Source organism: Planosporangium flavigriseum (assembly GCF_011947225.1).
Lineage (GTDB): Bacteria > Actinomycetota > Actinomycetes > Mycobacteriales > Micromonosporaceae > Planosporangium > Planosporangium flavigriseum.
In genome coordinates, this window is the sequence record NZ_JAATVW010000004.1 from 175,917 (window position 1) to 191,571 (window position 15,655).

15 protein-coding genes are annotated in these 15,655 nt (G+C 70.2%); 5 read left to right on the forward strand and 10 right to left on the reverse strand.

The window, feature by feature from the left end:
* Positions 1-156: 156 nt before the first annotated feature.
* The gene (locus tag HC028_RS07910; RefSeq protein ID WP_168074650.1) at positions 157-732 is read right to left on the reverse strand and encodes a YceI family protein; all 576 of its coding nucleotides are present in this window, start codon (positions 730-732) and stop codon (positions 157-159) included.
* A gap of 137 nt (positions 733-869) precedes the next feature.
* Between HC028_RS07910 and HC028_RS07915 the strand changes: the two genes are divergently transcribed.
* Positions 870-1,328, forward strand: a complete 459-nt coding sequence (locus HC028_RS07915; RefSeq protein WP_205861220.1) for a MarR family winged helix-turn-helix transcriptional regulator — start codon at positions 870-872, stop codon at positions 1,326-1,328.
* A gap of 222 nt (positions 1,329-1,550) precedes the next feature.
* Here the strand turns inward: HC028_RS07915 and HC028_RS07920 are convergent, their stop codons facing one another.
* The 8 genes from HC028_RS07920 to HC028_RS07955 form a co-directional block, all read right to left on the reverse strand.
* A complete protein-coding gene (locus HC028_RS07920) occupies positions 1,551-3,914 on the reverse strand; it encodes an ATP-binding protein (protein WP_168074653.1) in 2,364 nt (787 codons plus the stop codon).
* 169 nt (positions 3,915-4,083) lie between these two features.
* Entirely contained in the window at positions 4,084-5,241 is a 1,158-nt protein-coding gene (locus HC028_RS07925) for an acyl-CoA dehydrogenase family protein (RefSeq protein ID WP_168074655.1), read from the reverse strand.
* An 18-nt stretch (positions 5,242-5,259) separates the two neighbouring features.
* On the reverse strand, positions 5,260-6,792 hold the full coding sequence (locus HC028_RS07930) for an acyl-CoA carboxylase subunit beta (protein WP_168074657.1): 1,533 nt from the start codon (positions 6,790-6,792) through the stop codon (positions 5,260-5,262).
* Between the two features lie 72 nt (positions 6,793-6,864).
* Positions 6,865-7,776: a hydroxymethylglutaryl-CoA lyase gene (locus HC028_RS07935; RefSeq protein ID WP_373313807.1), complete on the reverse strand. Its 912-nt coding sequence runs from the start codon at positions 7,774-7,776 to the stop codon at positions 6,865-6,867.
* A gap of 67 nt (positions 7,777-7,843) precedes the next feature.
* On the reverse strand, positions 7,844-9,178 hold the full coding sequence (locus HC028_RS07940; protein ID WP_168074659.1) for an acetyl-CoA carboxylase biotin carboxylase subunit: 1,335 nt from the start codon (positions 9,176-9,178) through the stop codon (positions 7,844-7,846).
* Between the two features lie 177 nt (positions 9,179-9,355).
* Entirely contained in the window at positions 9,356-9,952 is a 597-nt protein-coding gene (locus HC028_RS07945; RefSeq protein WP_168074661.1) for a TetR/AcrR family transcriptional regulator, read from the reverse strand.
* Between the two features lie 154 nt (positions 9,953-10,106).
* Positions 10,107-11,009, reverse strand: a complete 903-nt coding sequence (locus HC028_RS07950; RefSeq protein ID WP_168074663.1) for a sulfurtransferase — start codon at positions 11,007-11,009, stop codon at positions 10,107-10,109.
* 64 nt (positions 11,010-11,073) lie between these two features.
* Positions 11,074-11,865 carry an SGNH/GDSL hydrolase family protein gene (locus HC028_RS07955; RefSeq protein WP_168075140.1) on the reverse strand — a complete coding sequence of 264 codons (792 nt, stop codon included), beginning with the start codon at positions 11,863-11,865 and terminating at the stop codon, positions 11,074-11,076.
* Between the two features lie 104 nt (positions 11,866-11,969).
* On the opposite strand from HC028_RS07955, the gene HC028_RS07960 reads away from it, so the two are divergent.
* The 3 genes from HC028_RS07960 to HC028_RS07970 all read left to right on the forward strand — a co-directional run bounded on the left by HC028_RS07960 (position 11,970) and on the right by HC028_RS07970 (position 14,742).
* Positions 11,970-13,697: a proline--tRNA ligase gene (locus tag HC028_RS07960; protein WP_168074665.1), complete on the forward strand. Its 1,728-nt coding sequence runs from the start codon at positions 11,970-11,972 to the stop codon at positions 13,695-13,697.
* A gap of 43 nt (positions 13,698-13,740) precedes the next feature.
* Positions 13,741-14,160: a CBS domain-containing protein gene (locus HC028_RS07965; protein WP_168075142.1), complete on the forward strand. Its 420-nt coding sequence runs from the start codon at positions 13,741-13,743 to the stop codon at positions 14,158-14,160.
* 165 nt (positions 14,161-14,325) lie between these two features.
* On the forward strand, positions 14,326-14,742 hold the full coding sequence (locus HC028_RS07970) for a SufE family protein (RefSeq protein ID WP_168075144.1): 417 nt from the start codon (positions 14,326-14,328) through the stop codon (positions 14,740-14,742).
* 27 nt (positions 14,743-14,769) lie between these two features.
* On the opposite strand, the gene HC028_RS07975 is transcribed toward HC028_RS07970, so the two are convergent.
* The gene (locus HC028_RS07975) at positions 14,770-15,306 is read right to left on the reverse strand and encodes a YbaK/EbsC family protein (protein ID WP_168075146.1); all 537 of its coding nucleotides are present in this window, start codon (positions 15,304-15,306) and stop codon (positions 14,770-14,772) included.
* Positions 15,307-15,382: 76 nt separating this feature from the next.
* Here HC028_RS07975 and HC028_RS07980 point away from each other — a divergent pair, with 76 nt between their 5' ends.
* Positions 15,383-15,616, forward strand: a complete 234-nt coding sequence (locus HC028_RS07980) for a hypothetical protein (RefSeq protein WP_168074667.1) — start codon at positions 15,383-15,385, stop codon at positions 15,614-15,616.
* The last annotated feature ends 39 nt before the right edge of the window (positions 15,617-15,655 follow it).

The following is a 15,655-nucleotide window of genomic DNA, read 5'->3' on the forward strand; positions in this document are numbered from 1 at the left end:
CGGTACCGCTAGGGGCAAACCGGACCCCGTTCAGCGCAGGGTGAGCGGCAGGGTGCGTACAGTTCGACGCTCTCAACAGGTACGCGAAGCCGCGGGCACCACGCTGGGTGCCCGCGGCTTCACTAAACGAAAACCACCGATCGGGTGGCAGGCGGATCAGGCCTGCCGGATCGCCTCGGCCTCGATCTCGATCTTCACCTTCTTGCCGACCAGCACGCCGCCGGCCTCAAGGGCCTGGTTCCAGGTCATGCCGAACTCCTCGCGGTCGATCTCGGTGCTCGCATTGAAGCCGATGACCTCCTGGCCCCACGGGCTGACCGCGACGCCTTCGAACTCGACGTCGAGGGTGACCTCGCGGGTGACGTCGCGGATGGTCAGCTCGCCGACGAGCTGGAACCGGTCGCCGGACGGCTGGAGCACGCGGGTGCTGCGGAACGTCAGCTCCGGGAACGTCTCCACATCCAGGAAGTCGCCGCTACGCAGGTGGGCGTCACGGTCGGCGACGCGGGTGTCGATGCTCGCGGCGGGGATGCGCACGGTGACCGACGAGGCCAGCGGGTCCTCCGCCACGGTGATTTCGCCGCTGACCTCCGTGAAGTTACCGCGTACCTTGCTCACCATGAGATGGCGGGCCACGAAGCCGACCCGGGTGTGCGTCGGGTCGAGCGCGAAGGTGCCGGCCGTCGGGATCGTGAGGCCAGCGAAGTTACGAGTGGTGGCGGATGCGGACATCAAGGGCCTCCCAGGTAGGGGTGGTGGCGTTATTTGACTCGACAACTATATCGCTAACAATATTCCTCATGTCAAGTACCTACTGGTAAGGTGTTTACGTGACCCAGCACCCGTTCGACGACGCTCGAATCACAGCCATGGGCCTCTTCACCGAGGCGTTCACCGGGCTGACCGCCCGCGCGTCGGAGCAACTGGCCCGCCACGGCATATCACTCGTCGAGTTCGAGGTGCTGATCCGGTTGGCCCGCTCCCCGCAGAGCCAACTGCGGATGACCGACCTCGCCGCACAGACCCAGCTGACCACGAGCGGCATCACCCGCGTCGTTGATCGACTGGAGCGCACCGGGCTGGTTTGCCGGCAGGCCTGCCCGACCGACCGGCGCAGCTCCTTCGCGGTACTCACCGACGCCGGGCGGGCCCGGATGGCAGAGGTGCTGCCGGGCCATCTCGAACTGATCGAGCACTGGTTCACCGGCCTGCTCGCGCCGGACCAGCTGGCGCAGATGCTCGACGCGCTACGCGTCGTACGTGACGCGGTACGCCCGGAGGCCACCTCGGGGGCGGCGCGGACCGCCAGTGAGTGCGCGGCCCGGTAGCCGTAGGCAATACCGGACGGGTAGCCGTAGGCAATACCGGCAGAAGTACCGGCAGGACTCGTGCTGAGAGTCGGACCAAGCACCCAAACGGGAGTAATCCCACGGGACCACTGAGTAATCTCCCCTGCCGGGAGGCAGTAACAGGGGCCCGGCACGGGCGAAGAGGTGGGGCCGTTGGGGGGCCTTCGTCCGTGCCGCCCCGCCCCCGCAGGGCACGTGCGGCTAACGACCCAGCAGAGCCAGGTCGCGCGGCAGCAGGACCAGGCCGCCGCCCCGGCACACCTCAGCGAGCTGAGCCAGTACCGATTGCCGCTCGGCCGGATCGTCTGTGCCGGCCGCCACCCCGACGAGGGCCTCCACCACGTCCCGGGCATCGCGGTGACCGAACAGAGCCACGGCCGCCGCCTCAAAGAGCTTCACCGCGTCCGTCCGTTCACCGCGCGCCAGCGCCAGATAGCCGCCGATCATCGCGCGTACGCCCTCGGCCTGCTCGACGTCGGCGAACGCCGCCAGGATCGCGTCCGCCTCGTACGCGGCTCCCGCCTCCGCCAACGCCAACCCCACCGTCCCCTGGGCACGCACCAGGTGGCCGGGATCGCCGACCCCCGCCAGCAGGACCACCGCGCGGCGGCCGGTCTCCACGGCGGCGTCGTACCGGCCGTCCAACCGGGCCACCTCCGCCAGGTCGGCCAGCGCCACGGCTTCCAGCCGGGTATCGGCGCCGGCCTGCCGGGCCACCCGCTCCAGGCGCCGACTGGCCGCGGCGAGCTCACCGACTCGGATCTCATGCCAGGTCAGGTTGTGCTCGGCGATCAGAACCTCGCGGGCACGGCCCGTACGCTGCGCCAGGTCGAGCATCGCGTCAGCGTGCCGGCGCGCGTCGTCGTACCCACCGATCGCCTGCCACAGCGCACTCAGACAGTCGTGCGCCGCTAACTCCCCGTCCGTGTCACCGAGCCCGGTGAACGTCTCGAGGGCACGCCGCGCCCCGGCCAACTCCGCAAGCCCTTCGCCGTGCGTGAGAGCGAGCGTCGCGGCACCGAGCTGAGCCCGGGCCCGTACCGCCGGGTCCGCTCCGGTGCTACGCGGGTCGGCGAGCAGTCGACGCAGCCAGGCCCGCCCCTCGGCATCACGGCCGCGGAAACGCCACCACCGGGTGAGGGCACCGGCCAGCGCCAGCGCGGTCGGCGGATCGGCGTCCGCCGCATGGTGCAGCGCCGCCTGCAGATCGCTGAGCAGGTGATCGAGCAGGGAGACGGCCGCCGCCATAGCCGGTCCGGCCAGATCACCGACGGTCCTTTCGGCGAGGTGGGCGAAGAGCCGGGCGTGCCGGGTACGCACCTCGGCCAGGTGACCGGCTTCGGCACAGCGCTCGATGACGAAGTCGTGCACGACGTCGAGCAGCCGGAAGCGCAGCGGACCGGTTGCCCGTACGCTCACCAGGCCGAGCTCGACGAGCCGGTCGAGGACCGCCTCGACATCATCGACCACGCCATCGAGCAGCTCTTCGGCTAGCTCCACCGACCACCGGCCGACGAACGCCGTCAGCCACTCCAGCGCCAACCGCTCGTTCGCGTCGAGCAGCCGGTAGCTCGCCGCGACTGCGTCGCGCAGACTCTGTCCGTCGGGGCCCTGCTCGCCGAGATCGAGCACCCGGTGGCCGTACCTGTCCAGGATCTCGCTCAGCGCGAGCACCCGGCCCCGCGCGGCGGCCAGCTCGATGGCGAGCGGGAGGCCGCCCAGTCGGCGTACCAGCTCGCCGAGCACGGGCACCTCGGCTGGCTCGACCGGGTGGCGGCGCACCTTCCGCAGCCGTTCCAGAAACAACGACACCGCCGGGTACGCGGAGAGCCCGGTGAGGTCGGACGCTGATCCGCGCGGCGGTGCCTCGAGTGGCGAGACCGGCCAGGTGACGGCCCCGGGCGCGGCCACCGGTTGCCGGCTCGTCACGAGTACCCGAAGTCGCGGCGCATGCGCGCGTAGCCAGGCGAGCGCGGTAGCGCACGCGGCGGGCGCCCGGTCCGCGCCATCGACCATCAGCAGCGTGGGCTGCCCCGCGCAGCGCTCGGCGAGATCCACGGCGCGCGCGACGCCGAACACCGAAGCGACCGTTGCGAGGATGTCCTCGGACTCCGACACGTCCGAGACGGAGATGCCGGCCACGCCGCCGGGGAAGCGGTCGGCGACGTGGTGCACGACGGCGAGGGCGAGGCACGTCTTACCCACCCCGGCGAGGCCGGTCAGCAGCACGACGTCGTAGGCGGCGAGCAGTCCGGCGACGTGGCTCAGGTCGTCGTCCCGCCCTACCAGCGGCGCCGGTGGCGGCAGGGCGATCGTACGGGGAGCCGGCCCGTCGCGCCGCGGAGCAGTCTCCGGGTCCCGCAGCCGGCCGCGAGCGGTCTCCTCGAAGCGGGTACGCGCGGCGCCGGCCAGTCCGAGCGCACGGGCCAGGAGGTCCACCGTGCCGCGCTGCGGCCGCACCGCCCGTCCCCGTTCCAGCTCACGGACGGTCCGAACGCCGATGCCCGCGCGGGTGGCGAGCTCCTCCTGCGTCAGCCCGGCGGCTCGGCGGTGAGCACGCAGCACAGTGGCGAAACCGCCCCCCGGTGTCGGTGCTGGATCCGGGCCCACGTTTCGGAAGGCTACGCAGATACTCCCTGTACGCGAACTACTTCGTCCGGGTTATGACGGCCAGGCAGAAAAACATCCGACAGTTTGCGAGCTTGTGCAATCGCACTACGGGGTCACCTAGGAGCTACAGCCCCAGCTCCCTCGCGATGATCATCCGCTGGACCTCGGACGTACCCTCGCCGATCTCCAGGATCTTCGAGTCACGCCAGAACCGGCCCACCGGGAACTCGTTCATGAACCCGTAGCCGCCGTGGATCTGGGTGGCGTCCCGGGCGTTGGCGACGGCCACCTCGCTGGCGTGCAGCTTCGTGATCGCCGCGATCCGCTTGATGTCCTCGCCGGCCGCCAGGCGCGAAGCGGCGTCGTAGTAGGACAGCCGGGCCGTGTGCGCCCTCGCCTCCATATCAGCGATCTTGAACTGGATCGCCTGGAAGTTGCCGATCGGCTGGCCGAAGGCGTGCCGCTGCTTCGCGTACTTCACCGACTCGTCGACGCAGCCCTGCGCGAGCCCGACCGACAGCGCGGCGATCGCGACACGGCCCTCGTCGAGGGTCTGCAGGAACTGCGCGAAGCCGCGGCCGCGCTGGCCGAGCAGGTTGGCGGCGGGCACCCGTACATCGTCGAAGTTCAACTCGTGGGTGTCGGAGGCGCACCAGCCCACCTTCGAGTAGCCCGGCGCGACGGTGAAGCCCGGTGTACCGGACGGCACGATGATCGCGGAGATCTCCTTGCGCCCGTCGGGTGTCTCCCCTGTCACCGCGGTGACCGTGACGAGGGCGGTGATGTCGGTGCCCGAGTTGGTGATGAACGCCTTGGATCCGTTGATGACCCACTCGTTCGTCGCCTCGTCCAGGCGCGCCCTCGTCGCCGTGCCACCCGCGTCGGAGCCGAAGCCCGGCTCGGTCAGGCCGAACGCCGCGAGGTTCTCCCCGCTGACCAACCGGGGCAGCCATTCGCGCTTCTGTTCTTCAGTGCCGAACCGGTAGATCGGTATCGCGCCGAGCGAGATCGCCGCCTCGAGCGTGATCGCCACACTGGAGTCGACCCGGGCCAACTCCTCCAGGGCGAGGCAGAGGGCGAAGTAGTCGCCGCCCATCCCGCCGTACTCCGCTCCGAACGGCAGGCCGAACAGGCCCATCTTGCCCATCTGGCGGACGATCTCGTACGGGAAAGCGTGCCGTTCGTAAAAGTCGCCGATGACCGGCGCAACCACGTCCCGGGCGAACTCGCGCACGCTCTGCCGCAGCGCCTCGTGCTCCTCGCTGAGCCTGAAGTCGGGCATCCGATGCTCCTGTAACGCCTAGACCGGGGTGACGCCGTGGCGGCGCCGGGAGAAGTGACGGTCCTTGCCGGCGGCCGCCGCGAACCGCCGGATCAATTCGCCGCGCAGGTCGCCTGGCTCGACGATGGCATCGACGACGAGTTCACTGGCGAGCCGGACGATGTCGATGTCGCGCTCGTACTCGGCGCGCTTGGCGGCCACGAACTCCGCCCGCTCGTCCTCGTCGGAAATCGCGGCGATCTTGTTGGCGTACACCGCGTTGACCGCGGCCTCCGCGCCCATCACCGCGATCTTCGCGGTCGGCAGCGCGATCGTTGCGTCGGGCTCGAAGCCGGGGCCGGCCATCGCGTACAGCCCGGCGCCGTAGGCCTTGCGCACCACGACGCAGATCTTCGGTACGGTCGCCTCGCTGATCGCCGTGATCATCTTTGCGCCGTGCCGGATGATCCCCTGCTTCTCCACCGCCGAGCCGACCATGAAGCCGGGCACGTCGGACAGGAACAGCAGGGGCACGTTGAACGCGTCGCACAGTTGCACGAAGCGGGTCGCCTTGTCGGCCGAGTCGACGAAGAGCACTCCACCCTTGAACATCGAGTTGTTGGCGACGACGCCGACCACCTCGCCGTTCAGGCGACCGAAGCCGATGGTGAGCTCCTTGGCCCACAACGGCTGGATCTCGAAGAAACTGTCGGAGTCGAGCAGGCCGTTGGCGTACCGGCGCATGTCGAACGCCTGCCGCTCGCTGGCCGGGACGAGGGCGGCGAGGTCGATCTTCTCCGGAGCGTTCTGCGCTTCCCGCTTCGGCGGGTGCTGGGTCCAGTTGGACGGGAGATAGGAGAGGTACCGCTTGACCGTGTCGATCGCGTCGGCCTCGGTCTTGCACAGGAAGTGCCCGACGCCCGACTCGGCACAATGCACCTTCGCCCCACCCATGGCTTCGAGGGTGGTCTTCTCCCCGGTGACCATCTCGACCATGCGGTCGGAGCCGAGGTACATGCTGGCGTTGCCCTCGACCATCGCCACCACGTCACAGAATGCCGGGATGTACGCCCCGCCGGCCGCGCTCGGTCCGAACAGCGCGCAGGCCTGCGGAATGCTGCCGGACGCCCGGACCTGGTTGTAGAAGATCTTGCCGGCGCCGCGCCGGCCGGGGAACAGTTCGACCTGGTCGGTGATCCGCGCGCCGGCTGAGTCGACCAGGTAGACCATGGGCACGCCCGTCGTGTACGCGCGCTCGATGATCCGGATGATCTTTTCGACCGTACGCGCGCCCCAGGAGCCCGCCTTGACCGTCGAGTCGTTGGCCATCAGGCAGATCGGCCGCCCGTCGACGGTCGCCGTCCCGGTCACCACCCCGTCCGCCGGCAGTCCGTCGGCGAGGACGTTGGCGTACATCCCGTCCTCGACGAAGGAGCCCTCGTCGACGAGGAGCGCGACCCGCTCGCGGGCGAAGAGCTTGCCCTTGGCCGCGTTGGCGGCGTGATAGCGCTCGGCGCCGCCGGCGCGTACGCGCTTGCGCAGCTGCTCAAGCGTCTCCTCGTCGAGCGTCACCGAACACCTCCCGACAGCACAACCTGAACGATCGTTAGGTTAGCGCATTCGGAAGGTAGCCGCGAGATCGGATCAGCGCCCGGACGGCAGCCGTGGGCCGGCCCGCAGCACCCCGGACGGAAGGTCCCGGCCCACGATCTCCTGCGCTAGTCGGGCGACGTCGATCAGCGTGTCCAGGTCCACCCCGGTCTCGATGCCCATGTCGTGCAGCATGTGCACGACCTCCTCGGTGGCGACGTTGCCGCTGGCACCGGGGGCGTACGGGCATCCGCCGAGCCCGCCGACGCTGGCGTCGAACTCGGTCACACCGAGTTGCAGCGCCGCGTAGACGTTGGCGAGCGCGGTGCCTCGCGTGTTGTGGAAGTGCAGCAGCAGGGGCAGGTCGGGGTGGTTCTCGCGTACCCGGGAGACGACAGCGACGACCCGCGGCGGCGTCGCCATTCCGGTCGTGTCGCCGAAGGCGACCCGGTCGGCGCCGTCGGCGACGACCCGGTCGACGATCGCCGCCACCCGGTCCGGCTCGACGTCGCCCTCGTACGGGCAGCCGAAGCTGGTCGCCACGATCACCTCGGCCCGCGCGCCGGCCGTGTGCAGCAGGTCGATCAGCGCGGCGATGTCGTCGAGGGACTCAACCGTGGACCGGTTGAGGTTGCGCCGATTGTGGGTGTCGGAGGCCGAGACCACGACCTCGATCTCGGAGAAGCCGGCGTCGAGGGCGCGCTGCGCGCCGCGGCTGTTGGGCACGAGCGCGGAGTAGCGGACCGCGGGGTCTTTCCGCGCCGCCTTCCAGACCTCGTCGGCGTCGGCCATCTGTGGGATCGCCTTCGGATGCACGAAGCTGACCGCTTCGATCCGTCCGACCCCGGTGCGGGAGAGCGCGTCGAGGAGCCGGACCTTCGCGCCGGTCGGTACCGGGTCCTCGTTCTGCAGGCCGTCGCGGGGCCCGACCTCACGGATCGAGACCTTGCTCGGCATGGCGGACATGTGGCTCCTCCTCATCTCCGACCCGCTGGGCCTAACCCATACCCCAGCAGGCGCGGCCGCCAGACACCTACGAACGCATCCGGCCCACGATCCCGGTGTCGTAGTCGCCGCTGAGGAACTCCGGGTTGTCCAGCAACTCCGTGAAGAAGGGCAGGTTGCACTTCGGCCCGGCGATCTCGAACCCGGCGACCGCACTCTTCGCCCGCTCGATCGCGCTCAGCCGGTCGGGCCCCCACACGATCAGCTTGGCCATGAGCGAGTCGTAGGACGGCGTGACGGTCGTCCCGGCCGCGTACCCGCTGTCGACGCGTACGCCCTCGCCGGTCGGCTCGTTCCACGTGGTGATCGTCCCTGGCCCGGGCAGGAACCGCTTCGGGTCCTCGGCGTTGATCCGCAGTTCGATCGCGTGGCCGTTCGGCGCCAGCTCCCCGAACGTCGGTGGCAGGCCGGACGCCACCCGCAACTGCTCCTCGACCAGGTCGACGCCGTACACGAGTTCGGTGATCGGGTGCTCGACCTGCAGCCGGGTGTTCATCTCGAGGAAGAAGAAGTCACCGGTCGCCGGGTCCAGCAGGCACTCGACGGTGCCGGCGTTGCGGTAGCCGACCGCCTCCCCGGCGCGGACCGCCGCCGCCAGCAGCCGTTCCCGCAGCTCCGGCGAGACCGCCGGCGACGGGGACTCCTCGGCGACCTTCTGGTTGCGCCGCTGCACCGAGCACTCCCGCTCGCCGAGCGCGACTACCCGGCCATCGGCGAGGCCGAGGATCTGCACCTCGACGTGGCGCACCCGCGGGAAGTACCGCTCCAGCAGCACCGAGCCGTCGCCGAACATGCGCTCGGCGAAGGCGCGCACCTTCTCGTACTCGGCGCGCAGGCCGGCCTCGTCGTTCGCGACGCCCATGCCCATCCCGCCACCGCCGGCCGCGGCCTTGACCATGATCGGGTACCCGATCTCCGCGGCGGCCGCGACGGCCTCCTCGACGCTGCCCGCCGGATCGGTGGTCCCCGGCGCGACCGGGACCCCGGCGGCCGCCATCAGGTTGCGAGCATTGATCTTGTCGCCCATCGCGCTGATCGCGTCGGCGCCGGGTCCGACCCACACCATGCCGCTGGACTCGACGGTACGGGCGAAGTCGGCGTTCTCCGACAGGAAGCCGTACCCGGGGTGGATCGCCTCCGCTCCGGTCGCCTTGGCCGCGGCGAGGATCGCCTCCACGTTGCGGTAGGACTGTGCCGGGTTGGCGGGGCCGAGCAGCACCGCCTCATCGGCCTCGGCGACGAATGGAAGGGCTGCGTCGGCCTCCGAGTAGACCGCGATCGTGCGGACACCGAGCCGCTTGGCGGTCCGGATCACGCGGCGCGCGATCTCTCCACGGTTGGCGACGAGAAGCGAACCGATCACTGCGGCCTCCTGTGTACTTACTGGTCGTCACGCTGCTCACCCACGGGTTCCTGTGGACAAACCTGTGGATCCAGGCTGTAAAGACCTGTGGAAAAGGCTGATAAGCCACTCAGCCGTAAGGCTGATTCAACCTTGTTGTCTTCATTCCCGCAGCCCGACGCGGCCGGGCTGCACGGCTCATCCCTGCAGCGCGGCCAGGGCGGCGGCGCGCAGCAGGTCCGACCGTCGGTCCCGGTCGACCTCCCCGCCGAGGAACGGCGTGGAGTTCATGAGGCCGAACGCGGCGTGCGCGAGGACGCGCGCCTCCCCCGCGGCAAGCTCCGGGCGCAGCGCGGTGAGGGTGTTCACCCACTCCTCGACGTAGAGCCGCTGCAACCGGCGGATCTGCCGGCGCGGCTCTTCCGGCAGCCGGTCGAGTTCGTGCAGATGCAGCGCGATGACCGCCGGATTGGCCAGCGCGAAGTCGACGTGGAACTCGATCAGCGCGGCGAGCGCGGCGAGCGGCCGACCCTCGTGCTCGGCGACACGCTCGCGGCCGCCGGCGAGCAGCTGCTCGCTCACCGGGATCAGGGCCGCCACCAGCATCGCTTCCTTGCCGGCGAAGTGGTGGTACAGCGCGGGCCCGGTGACCCCGGCCGCCGCGCCGATGTCGTCCATCGAGACACCGTGATAGCCGCGGGCAGCGAAGAGCCCGACGGCGATCTCCAGGATCTCATCGCGGCGGGAGCGGCGCCGGTGCGGCACCGCAGGAGCTACCTGCTGATCGGCGGTCATGCGTGAAGCCTAACCTGTTGTCAACCATCGCCTGAACGGTCGTTAAGCACCGGCCAAACCGGTCAGCGCTCAGCCCGTACCCCGGCAGTGTCGATCATCACCGCGCGAACGGCGACGGACGGGACTGTCGCCCCGCCCATCGTTCGTGGTCCGGTCAGCCCGCCAGCTTGCCCGGCTCGGCGCCCCGGGCGATCGGCGCCCGCACCAGGTTGCCCCACTCCGTCCACGAGCCGTCATAGTTGCGCACCTGCGGGTAGCCGAGCAGGTACTTCAGCACGAACCAGGTGTGCGAGGAGCGCTCACCGATCCGGCAGTACGCGACGATGTCGTCGTCCTTGCTCAGGCCCAGCTCGTCGGCGTAGATCCGCTGCAGCGCCTCGGCCGACTTGAACGAGCCGTCCTCGTTGGCCGCCTGCTTCCACGGCTTGCTCACCGCGCCCGGGATGTGCCCGCCGCGCAGCGCGCCCTCCTGCGGGTAGTCCGGCATGTGCAGCAGCTCGCCGGTGTACTCGCCGGGCGAGCGCACGTCGACCATCGGCCGGCCGGCCTGCATGTGGGCCAGGACGTCCTCGCGGTACGCCCGGATCGGCGCGTCGTTGCGGGCCACCACCGGGTAGTCGCCGGGCGCGCGCTGGGGCACGTCCTTGACCAGCTGGCGGCCCTCGGCGACCCACTTCTGCCGGCCGCCGTCGAGCATGCGCACGTTCTGGTGGCCGAACAGGGAGAACACCCACAGGGCGTACGTCGCCCACCAGTTGAAGTTGTCGCCGTAGAAAACGATCGTGTCGTCCCGGCTGATGCCCTTGGCCCGACACAGCCGCGCGAAGTCCTCGGCGTCCAGGTAATCGCGGGTGAGCTGGTCGTTGAGCTCGGTGTGCCAGTCGACCTTGATCGCACCGGGGATGTGCCCGGTGTCGTAGAGCAGGACGTCCTCGTCGCTCTCTACGACGACGAGACCCTCGTCGTCGAGGTGGTGCGCCAGCCAGGACGTCGTCACCAACCGCTCCGGGTGCGCGTAGTTCTGCAGCTCCGGTGCTGGGTCATTCGGAAGGGCCATGACCACTACGCTACCGCGCGACGATCTACGACAAGTGGCCGCTGGTCGGCGTTGTTTTCCAAGGTCACGAGGTCGGCGGCAGGATCGGCGACAGATCGGGCCGCTTGGCCGTGACGAGGTCACCGGACGAGCGCCCCTGCAGCCGCCGCTTGATCCACGGCGCGAGGTAGCGCGCCGCCCACCGGGCGTCGGCGAACCGGGCTGCCGGCCACAACGGGCGCCGCTGCGCTGGGGGTACGTCCATCCAGGTCGGGTCCGGTGCCAGACCCAACGCGTGCAGCACGTGACCGGCCACCCGGCGGTGCCCGATCGTCGACAGGTGCAGGCGGTCCTCGCTCCACATGGCGGTGTTCGCCGACAGTTCCTCATCGGACCACATGTCGACCAGGTACGCGCCGTGCCGCTCGGCGACCTCGAGGACCGCGTCATTGAGGTACGACGTGCGCGGCAGGATGATCCGCTTCCCCGGCAGGCGGCGGGACATGTCGGCGAACCGGAACACGATCACGTCCGCGCCGTTGCCGCGCAGTTGGGCGACGATCTCGTCGAAGCGGGCGATCAGGGCCGGTCCGTCGAAGTTGCGGCGCAGCGCGTCATTGCCGCCGGCAGCGAAGCTCACCAGGTCGGGCCGCATCGCCAGGGTCGGCGGTAGCTGCTCGGAGACCACGGCGTCGAACAGCCGGCCCCGGATGGCCAGATTGGCGTAGTGGAACTCCTCGCCGCGGGCTGCCGCGGCGGTCGCCAGGTGCGCGGCCACCAGGTCGGCCCACCCCCGGTACCCGTGACCGCTCGGGTCCCGGTCGTCCATTCCTTCGGTGAAGCTGTCGCCCACCGCCACGAAGCTGCGCCACACCATTGTGTACCCCTCTCGGGAAGGCATCTTGGCAAAGATCAATCTCCGGCGCGAACGGCCTGGCGGGTGTGCGACGTACGACACTGGCGGCCGCGTAACCTGCGCACATGCTGCTGCGCATGTCGAACCTCTTCGTCCGCACGCTCCGCGAGGATCCCGCCGAGGCGGAGGTGCCGAGCCACCGCCTGCTCGTCCGGGCCGGCTATGTGCGCCGGGTCGCCCCCGGCGGGTACGCCTGGCTGCCGTTGGGCAAGCTCGTGCTCGACCGCGTCGCCGCGGTCGTACGCGAGGAGATGGCCGCGATCGGCGCGCAGGAGGTGTCGCTGCCGTCGCTGTTGCCACAGGAGCGCTACGAGACGAGCGGGCGGCTGGCCGCCTTCGGCGACGACGTGTTCCGGCTGCGCGACCGGCGCGGGGCCGGGTACGTGCTCGGGCCGACCCACGAAGAGCTGTTCACCCTGCTCGTGAAGGACCTGTACGGCTCGTACCGCGACTACCCGGTGACGCTGTACCAGGTCGGCACGAAGTTCCGGGACGAGGCGCGTCCGCGGGGCGGCCTGCTGCGCGGACGCGAGTTCCTGATGAAGGACGCGTACTCGTTCGACCTCGACGATGAGGGCCTGCGCCGCTCGTACGACGCGCAGCGGGAGGCGTACATCCGGGTCTTCGACCGGCTCGGCCTGGACTACACCATCGTGGCCGCGGCGACGGGCGCGATGGGCGGTTCCGGGTCCGAGGAGTTCCTGGCGCCCGCTCCGGTCGGCGAGGACACCTACGTGGCGTGCACCGCCTGCGACTACGCCGCGAACACCGAGGCCGTCACCACGCCTGCGCCAGCCGCTGATCAGGCCACCCGTCCGGCGTCGACGGTCTTCGACACCCCGGGTACGCCGACCATCGAGTCGCTGGTGGCGTACGCCAACTCCGTCGGTGCGGGCGGCCGCACCGACTGGACCGCGGCGGACACGCTCAAGAACGTCGTGCTTCGCGCCGGCGACTCGCTGCTGGTCATCGGCGTGCCGGGCGACCGGGAGGTCGACCTCAAGCGGGTCGAAGCCGCTCTCTATCCCGTGACGGTCGAACTGTTTGACGACTTCGCCGCGCACCCCGACCTCATACGCGGCTACATCGGCCCGCAGGTGCTCGCCAAGCTCGGTATCCGCTACCTCGTCGACCCGCGGGTGGTGCCCGGCACCGCCTGGCTGACCGGCGCCAACGAGCCCGATCGGCACGCGGTCAACGTGGTCTGCGGCCGGGACTTCACCCCGGACGGCACGATCGAGGCGGCCGACGTGCGGGCAGGCGACCCGTGCCCGGCGTGCGGCCAGCCGCTGGCGCTGCGGCGCGGCATCGAGATCGGCCACATCTTCCAGCTCGGTCGCCGGTTCGCCGACGCGTTCGGCCTCGACGCACTCGGCCCGGACGGCCAGCCCGTACGGGTGACGATGGGCTCGTACGGGATCGGGGTGTCCAGAGTGGTGGCCGCAATCGCCGAGCAGCACCACGACGAGCGCGGCCTCAGTTGGCCCGCCTCGGTGGCGCCCTGCCGGGTGCACGTCGTCGCGGCGGGCAAGGGCGAGCAGGCCGAGGCGGCGCAGCGGCTGGCGTCGGAGCTGGCGTCCCGGGGCATCGACGTCCTGCTTGACGACCGGCCGGGGCTGTCCGCCGGCGTACGGTTCGCCGACGCCGAACTGCTGGGCATGCCGCTCGTCGTCGTGGTCGGCCGGCGCCTGGCGGAGGGTTACGTCGAGGTGCGTTCACGCATCGACAACTCCCGTACCGACGTGCCCGTGGACGAGGTTGTGGAGCTGGTTAGTACCCGGTGCGGTGGGTAAATCTCCGGCATCACCCAATCCTGTTCCGGAGGCACAGATGCCGATGCAGACTGTCCGGGATGTGATGACCTCCCATGTCGTCACGCTCCCCCGCGAGACCACCCTGGCCGAAGCTGCTCGCACCATGCGTGAACAGGACATCGGCGACATCGTCGTGTCCGACGGCGCCGGCCCGGACGGCCTGGTGACCGACCGGGACATCGTGGTCCGGGCCGTCGCGGAGCAGCGTGACCCGGCAACCACGACCATCGGCGAGATCCTGACACCGGACCTGGTGACGGTACGCCCGGACGACACGGTGCAGTCGGCGGCGCTGCTGATGCGCGACTACGCGGTCCGCCGGGTGCTCGTCTGCGAAGAGGACCAGACCCTGGTGGGCATCGTCTCCATCGGCGACCTGGCCGAGGCGATCGATCCCGAGTCGGTGCTGGGCGGCATCAGCCGCGCCGCGCCGAACAACTGAGTTGTCGACCTGCGCCGCTGGCACCTGCGCCGCTGGCACCTGCGCCGATCTAGGAGAAATGGTCGCTGACCCGCCCGGTCTGTCCCGCCACTTCTCCTAGGTCGGCGCTCGGCACTTCGGCTTCGGGCGCGTGGCGTCGCCGGAGATACGCTTGACCTAATGAACATGCCAACCCGACTCACCGAGATCATCGACGAATTCGCCTCCGCACCACGCGATGTGGTGCTGGAGATGCTCCTCGAGTACGTCGACGCCCTGCCTCCGCTGCCCGCCGACATGATCGGCCACGACGGCATGGAGCAGGTGCCCGAGTGCCAGACCCAGTTCTTCCTGCGCGCTAACGTGCAGCCCGACCGCCGGGTCGAGATGTGGTTCGACTGCCCGCCTGAGGCGCCGACGACCCGGGCCTTCGCCGGCATCCTGGCCGAGGGGCTGGCCGAGGCGAGCGTCGAGGAGGTGCTCGCCGTGCCCAGCGATCTCTACCAGCGCATGGGCCTGGCCGCAGCGATCAGCCCGCTGCGGGTACGCGGCGGCAGCGCCATCCTCGCCCGCCTCCAGCGACAGGTACGCGAACAGTCCTGAAGCACGGTTTCACGTGCAACGGTATAGCTAACCGCCGATCGGCTTGGCGAGGTCTTCGATCACCTCGGCGCGGGGCAGCCGCACGAGCGCCGGCCCGGGCAGCACGATCTTGCTGTGGCGTACCCCGCTGCCGACGATCACGTACGGAACCGTCGCGACCCGCGCGTCGATCAGGATCGGCCACGCCACGGGCAACCCGATCGGGGTGATGCCGCCGTACTCCATACCCGTCTCGGCGACAGCCACGTCCATCGGCGCGAAGCTCGCCTTCCGGACGTCGAGCCGTCGGCGCGCGACGCCGTTCACATCGGCGCGGGTCGTCGCGAGTACGAGGCACGCGGCGTACCGGACCTCGCCCTCCCGCTTGCCGGCCACGATCACGCAGTTCGCCGACACGTCCAGGCCCACGTCGTACGCCTCGCAGAACGCGGCGGTGTCGGCGAGCGTGGGATCGATCGGCGCGACCAGCACGTCGGGCTCGGTCCAGGTCTCCAACGCCGCCAGCACCGTGGGCGCCAGCAGGTCGGGGCGGTCACGGGCTGGTTCGGTCTTCAGCGTCCCCATCACCAGCCCATCCTGTCCGCCGGAACCGGCGCCGGTCAAAAGTGTGGCGCGATCTCCGAACGGGTACGAGGCCGGCATGGTTGAACCGATCAGCGATCCCGGCACCGACGAACCCACGGATGACCGGGTCGACAGCCGGGCGGCGGCGCTGCTCCCCGAGGAGCGCGCGGTCGGCAGCGATGACCCGCAGGCCCAGGCTGCCGAAATCCTGCGGGACTCGGACATGCGCGAAAACGACCTCGACGCGGCACCGGATTCTTTTGTGGAGCATCGCACGTCCGAACAGACCGTCACGCCGCCGCTGCCTTAGCTGGTTGCCCCCAATGGCCGCCCCATCTTCGGTACCGTG